12 protein-coding genes are annotated in these 15,064 nt (G+C 58.7%); 9 read left to right on the forward strand and 3 right to left on the reverse strand.

Translation table 11 applies throughout. The features are described 5' to 3' along the window. Window positions 1-30: 30 nt before the first annotated feature. Entirely contained in the window at window positions 31-852 is an 822-nt protein-coding gene (locus ACWGXE_RS04855; protein ID WP_447601759.1) for a hypothetical protein, read from the forward strand. Here the strand turns inward: ACWGXE_RS04855 and nagB are convergent. Genes nagB through ACWGXE_RS04870 form a run of 3 tightly spaced genes read right to left on the reverse strand, consistent with a single transcriptional unit; the run spans window position 835 to window position 4,288 of the window. Beyond that, window positions 835-1,698, reverse strand: coding sequence for a glucosamine-6-phosphate deaminase (gene nagB / locus ACWGXE_RS04860; RefSeq protein WP_447601761.1), 864 nt, complete (start codon window positions 1,696-1,698; stop codon window positions 835-837). The two genes, ACWGXE_RS04855 and nagB, sit on opposite strands and share 18 nt — an antisense overlap. Further along, a complete protein-coding gene (locus ACWGXE_RS04865) occupies window positions 1,698-2,750 on the reverse strand; it encodes a glycosyltransferase family 4 protein (protein WP_447601763.1) in 1,053 nt (350 codons plus the stop codon). Before ACWGXE_RS04865 ends, nagB begins: the two co-directional genes overlap by 1 nt. A 59-nt stretch (window positions 2,751-2,809) precedes the next feature. Beyond that, a complete protein-coding gene (locus ACWGXE_RS04870; RefSeq protein WP_447601765.1) occupies window positions 2,810-4,288 on the reverse strand; it encodes a N,N-dimethylformamidase beta subunit family domain-containing protein in 1,479 nt (492 codons plus the stop codon). A 774-nt stretch (window positions 4,289-5,062) separates the two neighbouring features. Between ACWGXE_RS04870 and ACWGXE_RS04875 the strand changes: the two genes are divergently transcribed. The 8 genes from ACWGXE_RS04875 (at window position 5,063) to hyfB (ending at window position 15,061) form a co-directional block, all read left to right on the forward strand. Then, complete coding sequence (locus tag ACWGXE_RS04875; RefSeq protein WP_447601766.1) at window positions 5,063-6,625, forward strand: PAS domain-containing sensor histidine kinase; 1,563 nt, start codon at window positions 5,063-5,065, stop codon at window positions 6,623-6,625. Next, complete coding sequence (locus ACWGXE_RS04880; RefSeq protein ID WP_447601768.1) at window positions 6,622-7,257, forward strand: response regulator; 636 nt, start codon at window positions 6,622-6,624, stop codon at window positions 7,255-7,257. The genes ACWGXE_RS04875 and ACWGXE_RS04880 overlap by 4 nt, the downstream gene beginning before the upstream one ends. A 295-nt stretch (window positions 7,258-7,552) precedes the next feature. Next, window positions 7,553-8,731: a S1C family serine protease gene (locus ACWGXE_RS04885; RefSeq protein WP_447601770.1), complete on the forward strand. Its 1,179-nt coding sequence runs from the start codon at window positions 7,553-7,555 to the stop codon at window positions 8,729-8,731. Between the two features lie 213 nt (window positions 8,732-8,944). Continuing rightward, window positions 8,945-10,222 (forward strand): two-component system sensor histidine kinase NtrB, encoded by a 1,278-nt coding sequence (locus tag ACWGXE_RS04890; protein ID WP_447601771.1) that lies wholly within the window; start codon window positions 8,945-8,947, stop codon window positions 10,220-10,222. Beyond that, window positions 10,219-11,577, forward strand: a complete 1,359-nt coding sequence (locus tag ACWGXE_RS04895) for a sigma-54-dependent transcriptional regulator (protein WP_447601773.1) — start codon at window positions 10,219-10,221, stop codon at window positions 11,575-11,577. Before ACWGXE_RS04890 ends, ACWGXE_RS04895 begins: the two co-directional genes overlap by 4 nt. Window positions 11,578-11,828: 251 nt before the next feature. Beyond that, a complete protein-coding gene (locus tag ACWGXE_RS04900; RefSeq protein ID WP_447601776.1) occupies window positions 11,829-12,059 on the forward strand; it encodes a hypothetical protein in 231 nt (76 codons plus the stop codon). 33 nt (window positions 12,060-12,092) lie between these two features. Continuing rightward, window positions 12,093-13,022, forward strand: coding sequence for a carboxypeptidase regulatory-like domain-containing protein (locus ACWGXE_RS04905; protein ID WP_447601777.1), 930 nt, complete (start codon window positions 12,093-12,095; stop codon window positions 13,020-13,022). 59 nt (window positions 13,023-13,081) lie between these two features. Beyond that, window positions 13,082-15,061, forward strand: a complete 1,980-nt coding sequence (gene hyfB / locus ACWGXE_RS04910; protein WP_447601779.1) for a hydrogenase 4 subunit B — start codon at window positions 13,082-13,084, stop codon at window positions 15,059-15,061. The last annotated feature ends 3 nt before the right edge of the window (window positions 15,062-15,064 follow it).

A 15,064-nucleotide genomic window follows, 5' to 3' on the forward strand; every position in this document is an offset into this window, starting at 1 on the left:
TTAGTTTCGCGCACGTCCGACGGACAGGGTTTGCGATTGATTGTGGTGTGCGGTGAGGCCATGTCCGGTCCCGCTATAACCAGCCGCTCCTCGGTGACGGTGAACATCCCCCCGAAGCGGGTCGCGATTGCCCTTGCGTGCATCGTGGTGTGCCTGGGCTTGGTGCACCTCGTGATCAATATTCTGCATTATCGGTTCGGTCATGATTATTTGTGGGGCTTCCTTCGCCAGTTTCATCTGAACCAGGAGGCCAATATTCCAACCTGGTATTCGGTCTCCACGCTTCTGTTCGCGTCGCTGTTATTGTTGCTGATCGGACTGACCAAATACCGGCTTCGCGATTCGTATACGGCACAGTGGCTTTGCCTCGCGGCTATTTTTCTCTATCTCTCCGCGGACGAAGGATCCCGGCTCCATGAGATGTCGGAGGTGCTGTACCCCCGCTCGCACTATTCCGGACTGTTCTATTATCCGTGGGTCATCGGCGGGGTGATTGTGGTGTGCGTGATCGGATTGTCCTATATCAGATTTGTGCTGCGACTTCCGGCGGGAATCAGGGGCCTTGTCATCCTGGGAGGATCGCTCTATGTCGGCGGCGCGTTGGGAATGGAAGCGGTGCAAGCGGCCTTTGAGGAGGGACACGGATACAAAAATTTGTCATACGACCTGATGACCGGGGTGGAGGAAGTGTGCGAGATGACGGGGATTGCCGTGTTTATTTACGCGTTAATGCGGTATGCGGGCTCGATGCCGTACACCGTCGCGATTTCTTTTAATCCTCCGGCGAAGACTCCTCCTCCGAGGCGGGGACCGAGAAGTCCGTTCGCTGTAGGTTCAAGTCGGATGACGTAACATCTTCACCGCTTTGGGAGGCTTGGTCTCATCTTTGTCCTCTTGCCGCCGCGCCTGCCGCAGCCAATCCGGCAGTTGAGTTTCCAGCCGAGATGCTTCCCGCCGATAGTACGTCGCATTGGTCAACCTTGCCGCCGCCTTTCTGTCGAGCACGAAGATCACGGTTGGGTGCAGCTGAATAGCGGAGGCCGGGACCGAGGCAGTGAGCGGCCCTTCGACGGCCTGAGCGATAGCCGCCGCTTTTTCCATTCCGAAGGCCAACAGCAGCAGGACGCGGGCTTCCAGAATGGTGCCCAAGCCCATGGTCACGGCCCATTGGGGAACAGGTGTGTTCCTGAAGAGCCGGGCATGGGCCCGCCTGGTCTGTGCGCTTAACAGAGTGGGTCTTGTTCGTGAATGCAGGCTCGATCCCGGTTCGTTGAACCCGAGATGGCCGTTTCGCCCGATTCCCAAAAGTTGCAGGTCGATGCCGCCGTGGGCGCGAATCAGGTCCTCATAGGCGGAACAATAGGCGAGTGGGTCTTCGTTCGGCTGCCTGTTCAAGAGATGCACGTGAGCCGGATCGATGTTGAGATGGCTGAGAAGACGCGCTTGGTAGAACGAGCGAAAACTACGCGGGCTTTCGCTGGGCAGGTCCATCCATTCATCGAGGCTGAAGATTCTGATTTCGGAACAGTCGAGAGCGCCCAATCGATGGAGCCGCACCAACTGCCGGTACAGCCCCGTGGGTGTAGTGCCCGCGGCTAATCCGAGCCGCAAGGCCGGGCGATTCTGAATCGCCCGGCTGACAAGCCGGGCTGCCGTCCGGCCGCCTTCTTGCGCGCTCTCGGTAATCAGGATCGGCATCAGCCACGCTGTAGAAACGTCTCTTTCACCGCCTTTTCCTGCACGAGCTCCTCGTACAATTGCACGTACTCTTTGGTCATTCGTTCGGCGGTAAAGCGCTCCTCGAACGCGCGGCGACATTGGCGGCGATCGATCTCGCCGAGGCGCAGGACGGCTTCGACCATCTCTTCCTCGTCCCGACAAAGAAAACCGGTCGTTTCATGATCGATCAATTCCGGAAACGACCCATGGCGATAAGTGATGACGGGCGTGCCGCAGGCCAGCGCCTCGATCACGACCAGGCCGAATGATTCAGGTTGATACGGGCAGAGGGCGGCGCAGGCGTTCCCAAGGAATTCATCTTTTTCCTTGTCCGTGATTTCTCCGATGAACTCGATCAGTGGATCCTCCAGAAGAGGCGCGATCAGGGTATCGAAGTACTCCCGATCGACGGGATCGACCTTGGCGGCCATGCGAAGGGGGATGCGGAGCCGTTGCGCGATTCTGATGGCCGCGTCCGGCGACTTTTCCGGAGACATGCGTCCTAAAAACGCGAGATAGCGCTCTGACGCGGAATGGAAGCGGTGCAAGTCGACAGGGAGGCCATGGTACACGTTCGCCTTCCAATTGTTCGACGGAAACGGAGTCCGTTGTGAACACGAGATCGAGACAATGGGTACTTCCCAAAATTCTCGATAGACGGACGCAAGCTCGGGCACGCCAAGATGGCCGTGGAGCGTCGTGATAATCGGTACCTCGGACCGCCGGGCGAGAGGAAATCCGATGAAGTCGAGATGGGAATGAATCATGTCGAATTCATGAGACATGTTCCAGACGTGTTCCAGCATCGAAGTCAAGACGGCGTCCCGATTGATGAACGGCGTATGGACGAGGGCCCGGTCGCACCCCGGTATCAGCTTCGCGCTCGTGACGGAGTCGCCGCTGGCGAACAGGGTGACATCATGCCCGAGCCGGACCAATTCTTCGGTGAGGTAGGACACAATACGTTCCGTACCCCCGTATTTTTCGGGAGGAACACTGACGCCGAGATGAACCACTTGGGCGATTTTCATGCGGCTCCCCGCTGATCAAGGCCTATATGATTAAGCAACATCGATTTTCACTATCTTCCTTATCGCGAGGGCTTGTCCGAGGCCTGGCGAAATCGAGCGAGCACATTCCGCGTAATCTGCTGGGCGCCGGCATTGATACTGGATACCCGGAGGTCCGGCGCGTTGAAATCATCCAGTCCCCAGCTCCATTGGATCGTGCCGGCTGCGAAAACCGTCGTTCCGTTCGAAAGCTGGTAGCTCGTCATATGGGCCAGATGAAGCCTTCCTTCAAATTCATAAGGGGACTGGGCCAGGATCGTCGTGCCGGGCGGCGCTGCTCCAACTATCCGATCCGCCTCATAGCCCAGAAGCCGGGGGAATCGGTCGCCTTCACGAAGATTAGTGCCGGCCATGGTCCAGTGCTCCGGTGTGGTGATGATGATGTCCCCGTCAACGGGATTGCCGTCATACATGACACCGATGAGTGATTCTTCCGGGCGGTTCACGGGCAGGTCCCGCCAGCGCACTGTCAGCCGGTCGCGACGGCCGGCGTCGCCGAGCGCATAGGGATCGCGCTGGAGTGCGTCGTCCTTGTAGGACACAATGGTACGATGGGAATCTCCCGTCAGGAGGCTCGGTTCCAACCGGATCTGCCAATAGCAGACATTCCCAGAAAAAAACGCCAGGTTGACTCCCCGATCCCGCGCGGCCTCGACATGCGCGCGCATTTCCCAGGTCCAATATTCATCATGTCCGACGGAGAGCCAGCCCTTATACCGCTCGAGGAGCCGGGCGTCCGCGTGGGTATCGATGTTCGTACTGTAGCTCACATCATACCCCTCGCGTTCCAGCCATCGCACCATATTGTATTCCCAGCCGGAGGGTGAAGAGCGATCGGTGGGCGGGACCGCATTGTTCGTCACAAAATCCCCGGCGCCGTTGCCATAGGCGGCGGCCGGATTGCTGCTGCGGGCATAGGGCCGATTGAACGAGACGAGATGCGCCCGCCCGCCTGCGCTGTTGAAGTCGTAGAGCGATTTCCCGCCCCAGTTGTTGTAGGCTTGATACGTCGTCACGCTGGACTGGAACAGAAAGTCGGATGGACGGCCGTCATCACGGACGACAAAAATAATATAGGCCTGCGCCCCGCTCGGTTCTGCCGTCAACTTTGCCAGATAGACGCCGCTGGCCCAATCTCCCTGATCGGCCTCGCTTCCGACCGTCAGAACATAGGGATCGGTCCACGAACACTCGATGAAGCCGGTGCGAGAATCCATCGACGGCATCGGTTGGGACACCGAATCACGGATGGCGGGGCCGGATACCAGCCGTGCCCCCATTCCTCCATACCATCCCATGCGGTACACCTCGATCTTGTAAGTGGAATCGGTCGTATGGACAAAGAGACTGATGGTCTCGCCCCGGTTAACGCTGGTGCGCGACGCATACCCTTCGATCTCTCGATTCATGGCCGGCTTTGTCAGTCGCCACTCCTGCGTCCCGGGTCGCGCGTTCTCCCGCTGGATCGGATTCAGTTCGGCCATCCCTCGTGAAGGCATGCCAGAGTCCGCCATCATGATCAAGCACAGGCATCCGATTCGTAACAAGTGGATGAGTCCGTCCATTGGGCTTTTATGGAGGATTACCGGGCTTCGGTCAAGCGGTCAAATTTCGCAGACCGATGAGAGCGCACAAACCATTCGTGTAGTGCGGGCTATCGGTTCGGCGCGTTGGCGGACGAATCAGCGCTCGGGCGCGTCTCGGCGGAATGTTGCTCTTTCGGCTTCGTCGAGTCTTCGGGGAGTACCACCGGCCGATCCTCGATCATTTGTCGAAAATCGCACGCGTGGAGAAATGTCAGCATGAACAGCAGGCAGGGTGCTGCAATTCGTAGTAGATCACAGCGCATCGCTACAGTCTCCGCGAGGTGAACGGATCGGTCCGACAGTTGCCCAGCCATTAGGGCATAGGGTGGCACATTAAGCAACTGCTTCCCGCCGCTGGAGTCCATTTGGCGTGGCTGAAATGCCGAATGTGACCGATCCGTCGAAAACCCATGGATCGGCCTTCTCGCTGTAGGAGAAGTCCTACACTGTTTCAGCGATGAATCGATAGCCTCTGCATGATTGAAATCTGTACAATAGCCTCCGCTGCATCTGAGAGCCGCATTTCTTGGCGGGCCGTCCATGATCCACAGCAATCGCTGCCGGCGCATTGTTGACACGGCTGAATCTTCCCCCTGTTCTGCCGCGGCGGTACTCTCCCTCGTCGGCATTCCATCCCATCATCCACCGTTCCCGAGAATGTGACGCGAACCATAGGAGGCGCCGCCCATGGCCTATGAAATGGTGGTGTTCGGAATCATCCTGACGCTCAGCATCGGGCTGGCGATCGCGGTCGGCTATCGTCGCGGCCTCGATGTGCGCCGGCAGGCGGAGGCGGACCTGCAGGCCAGCCGATTGAAGCATCGGCTGATTGTCGAGGCCTTGCCGATGGTCACCTATTCCGCCTCGGCTTCCGGGGACTTCGGCGCACTCTGGGTAAGTGAGAATATCGAAGCGGTCAGCGGTTTTCCCGCCTCGGCATTCTTAAGCGATTCAGGATTATGGGCCGCAAGAATTCATCCCGAGGACAAGGAACGAGCCTTTCGCGAGTTTGAGCGGCTGCACCAAACCGGAACGCTAAGCTCGGAGTATCGCTGGCAGACGGCTGATGGGACCTATCACTGGTTCCAAGATCGTGCGGTACTCTATCGTGGTCGGGATACGAGCATCCCCACCATCATGGGCTTGTGGTTCGATATCACCGAACGAAAGGAAATGGAGGAGCGGCTGCGCGTCGCCAACGAGCGCCTCACGGCGGTCATTCAGAGCTCACCGGTCGGGATCGTCATTCTGGATGCCGACGGAATCTGCGAGCTCTGGAATGCGGCGTCGGAATCCATCTTTGGCTGGCGGGAATCGGAAGTGCTTGGTCGGCCGCTGCCGACCGTGCCGCTCTCCAGCATCGACGAACACCGGACGTTGCGGGAGCGCGTCATGAAGGATGAGGCCTTTACGGACCTCGAAGTGGTGCGGCAGCGAAAAGACGGGTCCCCGGTGCGCATCAGTCTATCGACGGCTCCTCTTCGGAATTCCAGCGGCGTGATCACCGGCTTGCTGGGGCTCATGGTTGACATCACCCAGCGCAAGCAGGCGCAGGAGGAACTCAGGCGGTCGCGGGATGGATTGCGGGCCTTGGCGAAACGGCTTCATACGATACGGGAAGAGGAGCGAATCAGGATCGCCCGGGAGGTCCACGATGAGCTGGGGCAATCGTTGACCAGCATGAAGATGGACCTGTCGTGGGTGATGAAACGCCTGGTCAATCCGGCTGCGGCGGACAGTCAACCACTGATGCGCGTACGGCTGGAACAGGCCATGCAACAGATCGATCACACGATCAAGTCGGTGCGCGAGATCGCGACGGCGTTGCGCCCGAGCGTGCTGGACGAACTGGGTTTGGCCGCGGCGGTCGATTGGCAAACCCGTGACTTTGAAAAACGCACCGGCATCCACTGCGATTGGTCGATGCCGGCTGTCCCAATCCCTGTCGGTCCCGACGAGGCGACGGCGGTGTTTCGCATTTTTCAGGAAATGCTCACGAATGTCGCCCGCCATGCTCACGCCACCGCTATTCGGGTGCGATTGTCGATTGCGAAAGGAGGGCTCACGCTGGAAGTGCGGGATAACGGCTGTGGGATTTCGGAATCGGCGCTGGCCGGGATGGATTCGTTGGGTCTCCTTGGAATGAGGGAACGGGCGGCCCAATGCGGCGGCAGCGTCATAGTCCGGCGGGACGAAGAGGGGGGGACGGTGGCAAAAGTGCGTATCCCGCTCTTCATCGGGGAAACATGACGCGAATCCTGATCGCAGACGACCATCCGTTTGTGCGCTATGGAGTGAAACATGTCCTGGAGGACGAGTTCCCGGGAATCGAAATCGGGGAGGCGGCCAGCGCGCCGGAGTTGCTGGAGCAGGCGGGCAAGAAGTCTTGGGACATGGTGGTCTTGGATCTGACCATGCCGGGACGAAGCGGTCTGGACGCCCTGCATGAATTGAAGGCGTTGCGCCCGGATATTCGGGTCTTGGTTTTGAGCATGCACCCGGAAGACCAGTTTGCGGTCCGTGTGCTCCGGGCGGGCGCCGTCGGATATTTGACCAAAGAAAGCATCCCCGACGAATTGGTGCAGGCCGTTCGAAAAATTCTGGCCGGAGGAAAGTATATCCGCTCGTCGGTCGCCGACCTTCTCGCGGCCCAAATTCAGCAAAGGGATATGGACCAGCCGCCGCACGCCAGGCTCTCGGACCGGGAATTTCAAGTGTTGGCCATGATCGCCAGGGGAAAAACCGTGACCACGATCGCCGATGAGCTGTCACTGAGCGTCAAGAGCATCAGCACCTATCGATCGCGCATCCTCGAGAAGTTGAATCTCAAGACCACGGCGGACCTGGCCCGCTATGCCGTTCACCACAACCTCGTGGAATGAACTGATCGAGCTCCTGTGCCTGCCGGTCTGCGCACGGAAGTTCGAGGTCGCACAGGCCACTCGTGCGATTTCGCTCCTTCCTCCGCCCACGACCTGATTAGAGCCCAAAGCCGTTGGATTTCCAAATGCCCCGTGTGGCATCTGCATTGCTCTCTTTTTAAGCGACCCGTCCCCAGCCTTGTAACAATCGTCCTGGTCAGCTCCGCATCAACCTCGGAATCATGTGTTACGATGTCTGGGTGTCCATGTCGAATGGATGAAGTTCGAATGATGGAAGCATGAAAGGAGACGTATCATGCGAGCTCCATTTCGAAGACAGGTCCACACGGGCATGTTGGTGGTGACCTGTTTGGCATCCGGCTGGTTCATCCCACCGGCCGTGCTTGCCGATACAACGGGGGCGGGCTCTGACGAAAACCGCATCGTGGCTCTCTACGAACAGCTCGCTCCGGCCACGGTTTCTCTTTCGGTCACCTATCCATCCGGAGGTCCCGGCGCCGGCCCGACGTCCATGGGAGTGGGAGCGGGATTTATTGTCGACGACCGAGGCACGATCCTCACCAATGCGCACGTGGTGGAGGGCGCGAGCGGCATCACCGCGGCCTTGTTCAACGGCGCCCGCGTGAATCTCATGCTCCTCGCGATCGACCCCACGACGGATATCGCGATCCTTCGCCTACCCCCCGCTCATGCTCCGGTTCCCTTTGTCAAACTCGGCGATTCGGATGCAGTCCGTGTCGGGCAACAGACATTGGTGGTAGGCAGTCCTTTCGGACTCGGCTTTACCTTGTCGAACGGTATCATCAGCGGATTTCAACCGGACCCTGCGGGTGGTGCGGCGGGTTCGCACCGATTCATTCAAACGACGGCGCCGATCAATCCCGGGAACAGCGGAGGGCCACTGGTCGATTCACGCGGCCGGGTCATCGGCATGTCGAAAGCGGTGGTATTGGGAGCGCAAAACATCGGATTCGCCATCCCGATCAACGTGGCGAAGCGGGTCCTCATAGAATTCAACGAAAAGGGTAAAATCGTCCGGCCTTGGTTCGGAGTCAGCGGGAAATTTGTGACGGAGGATCTGCGGAGATTATTCGCGTTGCCTCTCACCAGCGGATTGCTGGTCGAGCATGTGGATGAGGCGAGCCCGGCATCTGAGGCGGGCCTTCGTTCGGGCAACCTCAACGTGACGGTGGACGACGTCGCCTGGAATTTGGGCGGAGATATTCTGACCAACCTTCAAGGCCGCTCGCTTCGGACACCGAAGGACTTCGCCGAGGCATTGCAGACCGTCCAGGCCGGAGATCAGGTCCAGATCGAAATTTTCAGAGATCATGAATATATGCAGCTGTCCGTCCGGTTGCACGAGCGCCCGACGAAGTCCCGAGTCCATAACAGTGCGCCGCCGCAGAACGTCGTGGGCATGATGCCGGACTGCCATGCCAAGCCGTCGCCCTGTATTATCACGCCGTTTTGAGCGCGCGGTCGGACGCCGCGGTCGATAGCAAGTCTCGCTAGTGACAAGCCCTTAAGGGTGCAAAGTTTGCGCGCCGGCCGGATGTACAGCCCTGCCCTTGCGTGGTAGCATAGCCGTATTCAATGTCCTCCTCGGCTCTGGTGAATGTTTAGGCCTGTTCCTACGACAGGATTCCTCCCCAGCATCTCTCATCGGCTCATTGCTTCCGTCATTGTGAGCCTTGTAGTCGCTATCCTTGTTGTCTTGTTCCTTGGATTGGAGCGGGACGACCCGCTGTTTCGGCAGTCCGGGGTGGATTTCGTCGTGTTTGCCGTACTCCTCTTCGTGATGGGTGGGCTCGGGATTGCGGCGGTCATCGCCTTTCTCCATCATGACATGACAAGGCGGACTCTAGAAGAAGTCAAAGGATTGGCACGGAACATTCTTCAAAGCATTCCCACCGGCGTGCTCACGATCAATCCGGGCGGCGTCATCACCGCAGTGAATCCGGCGGCGGAGTCCGTCTTTCAACGATCATCCGCCGACTTGCTGGGCAATGCCTACGAATCGGTATTTCCCGCCGATGATACGATTCGCCGGGTCTTGGATGAGGCGCTTCGGGACCACCGGCATGTCAGCCATCAGGACTTGCCGTACGTGAGCCGGGAAGGAAGCCCCCGCACCATTCGCGTGAGCACGGCCGACCTCTCCGGAGATGAAGGAGCATCGGCCGGTGTCATCCTGCAGGCGCAAGACGTGACGGACTGGCTCGGCCTCGAACAGCGGGTTCGTGTGGCGGAAAAGCTGGCCGCCTTGCATACGTTATCCGCCGGCATGGCTCATGAGCTGCGGAATCCGCTCAGCGCGATGGACCTCAATCTTCACCTGTTGGAAGAAGAACTCATGGAACGGCGTGCCCTGACCGAACAGGGCCTGCGATACATTCAGGTGGTGAACGCGGAGTGCCGCCGCCTCTCCGTGATTCTGGACAACTTCATGAAATTTGCCCGCCCGACTTCCGTCGGCTTGCACCCGGTAGATATGGAGCCGCTGATTTCGCACATCCTGGCGTTGATGCGGTTTGAGGCGGAAGAACGGAAGATTCGACTTGAAGCGGCGGTCGGCTGTTCTTTGGCCCCGGTGTCGGGTGACGAGACGGCTATCAGCCAAGTTTTAATCAACATCATCGTCAATGCCTTTCACGCCATGCCCGACGGAGGCCTGTGTCGTCTGACCGCGGGGGAACGCACCGTGGACGGCAAGCGATGGATCGCAGTTACAGTCACCGATACCGGAGTCGGCATCGCCAGGGACGATCTCCGCAGGATTTTTGAACCATTTTTCACCACCAAATCGACGGGCACCGGCCTGGGCCTCCCCATTGCGTACCGCATCATGGAAGACCATGGTGGTACGATCCATGTCACGAGTATGCCGGGGGCCGGGACGACCGTCGAAATACTGTTTCCTGCGGCGGTCGAACGCCATCGCCTCGTCTCATGTCTGTCATGAATTCAAATATTCAAATCTTGATTGTCGACGACGAGGTCAATATCCGCGGGGCCTTGATCACGATGCTGGAAAAAAGAGGGTATGGGGTCCGGGGCGCAGGATCGGTCGGGGAGGCGATGGAGAGGCTCGGCGAGGCACCAGTGGATTTGGTGATCACGGATCTGAAAATGCCGGGAGCCGGGGGGATGGAATTGCTGCAACGAATTAAAGAGCGATGGCCTGATACTCAGGTGGTGGTGATGACGGCGTACGGCTCGATTGATACGGCGGTCGAAGCGATGCGGCTCGGGGCCTATGACTATCTCATGAAGCCGCTCGATCGCAACCGGTTCCCGCTCGTTGTTGAAAAGGCGCTGGAGCGCCATGCTTTGGCGAGTGAAAACAAGCAGCTGCGTGACCGCCTCGAAACCAGAACGCGGTTTGAGCAAATGGTGGGGCAAAGCGAACCCATGCAGCGTGTGTACAATCTGGTCGAGATGGTGGCCGGCAGCGATGTGACCGTGCTTCTGACCGGAGCGAGCGGAACCGGCAAGGAATTGGTGGCCCGCGCCATCCACCACAAGAGCACGAGAGCGGACGGTCCGTTTGTCACCCTCAACTGCGGCGCGCTTCCGGAAAACCTGTTCGAAAGTGAGTTGTTCGGGTATGAGAAGGGCGCGTATACCGGCGCCATGGCCACGAAGGCGGGGCGATTTGAATTGGCGCATGAGGGGACGTTGCTGTTGGATGAAGTGGGAGAACTGTCCTTAAAGTCCCAAGTCGATTTCCTTCGCGTGCTGGAAACGAAGGAATTCCGGCGCCTGGGGGGCACCAAGCTCATCAAAGTGGATACGCGGATCATCGCGGCCACCAACCGCAATTTGGAAGAAGCGGTCAAAGACGGAGATTTTCGGGAAGACCTCTATTACCGCCTCAATGTGGTGCCGATCCGGCTGCCGGCTTTGCGCGAGCGGGCGGAGGACATTCCGCTGTTGGTCGAGACGTTTCTCGAGGAATTTGCGGCGCACCATCACCGTGTGCGCCAATCGGCCTCGCCGGAGGCCATGCAGTTGCTGCGCCTGTATGCCTGGCCCGGCAACATTCGCCAACTCCGGAATCTCATGGAGCGGCTGGTGGTCACCGTGAAAGAAGCGGTGATTCAGCCGGACCATCTGCCCGAAGAAATTCAGACCAGCAAGCAGGACCGGCGGACGATGGAAATCTCACTGGGACGATCGCTGGAAGATATTGAGCGCGAGGTCATTAGGCGCACCTTGACTGAAATCACCTCTCATCGCGAGAAGGCGGCCAAACTGTTAGGAATCAGCTTGCGGACCCTCCAGTACAAGATCAAGGAATATGGGATCGGAGAATGACGAGCATGAATCGCGACCCGCAAAAAGTGCGGTCTGTTATGCGGGCGATTCGAGCTGCATGTGCAGAATTTGCAGAATCTTGATGAACGAATAGGGCGCCGCCGCCTTGTTTCCTGCCTCTGAAAAGCTAACCCGGCAATTTATCTGCTCTCTATCGGTCCAGCCCCTTCACTCAACACTGTGGCATTGAGTCTGCAGTGCCCCAACGAGACAAGCGATCGCAAGGTGGACCGCCAGGGAGCAGACTCGCGATGAATGCGCGCGACACTGACGACCGAATCGAACATATCAATCGTTTGCGTGGGTCGCTGGCCGTCTGTCCGACTGATATCCTGGCCCGGTGCGAGCTGGCGGCGCTCTTGGAAGAAATCGGGCGGCATGAAGACGCCCTTTTTAACTGGAAAATGGCACTGACGTGCGACCCTAACAGCCTGGTGGCCCGCGAAGGTTTCGCCCGTTGCCGGCGTTGTGCCGGCTTCTAAGACAATAGTCTTTCGAAGGAGGAGACGGACAGGATGCGCTATGTGATTGCGGCGATATTAGCCTTCTGCAGTGGATGGGGATGGTCTGTATGGGCCTACGAAGAGACGGTCATCGAGAACGGCGGCCGGCTCATCGGCGCCGTGGTTCTGGACGGGAAGGTCCCGCGTCCGAAGGGATATAACCTCACGACTCTTCCGGATCAGATCTATTGCGGTCGTATTTCGGACGGCCGGGGCTGGCGCCTGCTGCAACCTTTTCAAGTCGGTCAGGGCGGCGCCTTCCAAGAGGTCGTCGTGTTTCTTGAAGGAGTGGAGAAGGGAAAATCTTTTTCTTCATTCACGCCGCCCCACATCGAGGCGATCGATTGCCGCTTTCTTCCCTTTACCACCGTCGTCCGTGATGAGCGGGACGTAACGGTCGTCAATATGGATCCGGTCATGCACGACATTCAAGCCTACGAAACGAGCCATTTGGGTCCGCGCGTGCTCTTTAACGTGCCGTTGCCGATGAATCCGCTCCATCCTCGCGACATCAAGGACGGGAGCGACGCGGCGAAGTATCATCGGCATCTGGCCGGTGAACCGATGAAACAGCTCGTCAAGATGACGAAGGGCCGGCGGGTTTTCGTCATGCAGTGCGGCTTCCATGCCTATATGGAGAGTTGGGCGCTTGCCGTCGAGAATCCGTATTACGCGGTGACGGATGAACAGGGCCGGTTTGAGATCGCCGACATCCCCGCCGGCACCTACAAAATGATGGTGTGGCATCCGTACCTCGGTGGCGTGAAAGAACAGACTGTGACCATCGAACCCAACAAGCAGACGAAGGCGGATGTGGTCGTGCCTGCTCCGACGGGACGGCTCTATGCCAACCAGATGGTCGACCGTCCCTACACCCGTTATGGGATGACGGATGATATGCAGAATGAGATCGTGCCGACCTTGATCCGCCAGGAGCCGTAAGCCGCCCGCAACAGATGTGGCAATTCTTTCTTCTGCTCTTCATCGGTCATGCGGCTGGAATGCTTCTTCCGCTTTGTGCCTCCCATAAGCCGGATTTCGTTAATAAACTCGCGCATGGGTCGGCCTGCATCGCCGGCGGGGGTGGTGTCCTGCTGGGATTGGCGGGCCTGCTGGCGCCGGAACCATGGACCGTTTCCGTCCAGTCCAGTATTCCACTTCTGACCTTCGCCGTCCGGCTCGATCCACTGGCGGCTTTCTTTGTCCTGATGATTTCGCTCGCCGGATTGGCCGCCTCTCTATTTGCGTTCGGCTATGTGACGGAATTCTACGGACGATCCTCCATGGCCGCGATGGGGTCGCTCTACAACGCGTTTCTGCTTTCCATGACGCTCGTCGTGATGGCGGACAACGGCTTGCTGTTTTTGATCGTCTGGGAATCGATGTCGCTGGTCTCTTATTTTTTGGTGGTCACGGAACATGAAAAGGCTGAGGTTCGGTACGCCGGGCTGTTCTATCTCATCATGGCGCATGTGGGGACCGCCTTTATCGCCCTGTCGTTCCTCATTTGTTTTCAGGAATCCGGGTCGTTTTCTTTTGAGACCTTTCGCAGGCCGGAGCCTCCTCTGCCGGAGGGCATGAGGGCCCTGGCATATCTCACGGCCCTCATCGGATTCGGGGCGAAAGCCGGCATTGTGCCACTTCATGTCTGGCTGCCCTATGCGCATCCGGCAGCGCCGTCTCATGTCTCGGCCTTAATGTCCGGTGTCATGATCAAGACCGCCGTCTACGGTCTGATCCGGGTCTTCTTTGATTTCCTGGGCGGCCACTTTCCCTGGTGGTGGGGCTTTACGGTCCTGATGATCGGTTCCGTGTCGGCGCTGTTAGGCGTGATGTACGCGCTGATGGAACATGACCTCAAGCGGCTGCTTGCCTTTCACAGCGTGGAGAATATCGGCATCATTCTGCTGGGCATCGGAGCCGGGATGATCTTTCACACCTATGGATTGAAAGAGTTCGCGGCGTTGGGACTGCTGGCCGGGCTCTATCACACGATCAATCACGCCATGTTCAAGACGCTTCTGTTCCTTGGCGCGGGCTCGCTGGCCTACGCGACCCACACGCGCAACATGGAGGAATATGGAGGTCTGCTCCGCCGCATGCCTTGGACCGGGTTGTTGTTTTTGATCGGCGCCGCGTCGATTTCCGCCCTGCCGCCGACCAACGGTTTCGTCAGCGAATGGCTCGTCTTTCAGACACTCTTTCTGAGCCTGCCCCTTCCCACCATCTTGTTGAAGCTCTTGCTGCCGCTGGCGGCCGCCATGCTGGCATTGACCGGGGTATTGGCCCTCGCCTGCTTTGCGAAGGCATTCGGCATTGCGTTCCTCGCCTTGCCGCGGAGTTCCCATGCGCGCCGGGCCGAAGAAGTGCCGCTCTCCATGAGAATCGGGATGGGGCTGCCGGCTGTTCTCTGCCTGTTGCTGGGACTCCTGCCGATGGTGATGGTTCCGATGCTGGATCGAGTTGTCCGGCCCTTCACCACGTCGATTGCAGAGCGAATGGTGGCGGTCGACGGATGGGCCTTGGCGCCGGTGAATGTCGACTTTTCAAGTCTCTCGACACCGGCGATTGCGCTGGGTTTGGCCGGATTGTCGTTGCTCGGCCTTCTAGTGGTGAAGATGTCGGGCGGCATGGTTCGGGCGCGCTACGGCAAGACCTGGGCTTGCGGGATCAACATCAGCCCGCGCACCGAGTACACGGCCACCGGGTTTGCCCAGCCGATCAAACGGGTCTTCAGCATGGTCTATCAACCGACGGTCAAACTCGAAACGGAATTACTCGAGGAATCCCGTTATTTCGCCAGGCGCCGGCGGTTTGACCTGCATATCGAACCGGTCTTCCAAAAGTATCTATATGATCCGGTCGTCACGTTCTTTGCGACAGCGGCAGACCGGATGCGGGTGATCCAGACCGGGAGCCTCCACCTCTATCTCACCTATATCTTTGTGACGCTCGTGGTGCTGTTGCTGATGGCGGGCTAAGGA

Source organism: Nitrospira sp. Nam80 (assembly GCF_965152575.1).

Coding starts and splice junctions, on each gene's coding strand:
- ACWGXE_RS04875 (WP_447601766.1), top strand. CDS start 5,063: ATGGCCTATGAAATGGTGGTGTTCGGAATCATCCTGACGCTCAGCATC.
- nagB (WP_447601761.1), bottom strand. CDS start 1,698: ATGCCGATCCTGATTACCGAGAGCGCGCAAGAAGGCGGCCGGACGGCA.
- ACWGXE_RS04880 (WP_447601768.1), top strand. CDS start 6,622: ATGACGCGAATCCTGATCGCAGACGACCATCCGTTTGTGCGCTATGGA.
- ACWGXE_RS04905 (WP_447601777.1), top strand. CDS start 12,093: ATGCGCTATGTGATTGCGGCGATATTAGCCTTCTGCAGTGGATGGGGA.
- ACWGXE_RS04865 (WP_447601763.1), bottom strand. CDS start 2,750: ATGAAAATCGCCCAAGTGGTTCATCTCGGCGTCAGTGTTCCTCCCGAA.
- ACWGXE_RS04885 (WP_447601770.1), top strand. CDS start 7,553: ATGCGAGCTCCATTTCGAAGACAGGTCCACACGGGCATGTTGGTGGTG.
- ACWGXE_RS04870 (WP_447601765.1), bottom strand. CDS start 4,288: ATGCCTTCACGAGGGATGGCCGAACTGAATCCGATCCAGCGGGAGAAC.
- hyfB (WP_447601779.1), top strand. CDS start 13,082: ATGCTTCTTCCGCTTTGTGCCTCCCATAAGCCGGATTTCGTTAATAAA.
- ACWGXE_RS04900 (WP_447601776.1), top strand. CDS start 11,829: ATGAATGCGCGCGACACTGACGACCGAATCGAACATATCAATCGTTTG.
- ACWGXE_RS04895 (WP_447601773.1), top strand. CDS start 10,219: ATGAATTCAAATATTCAAATCTTGATTGTCGACGACGAGGTCAATATC.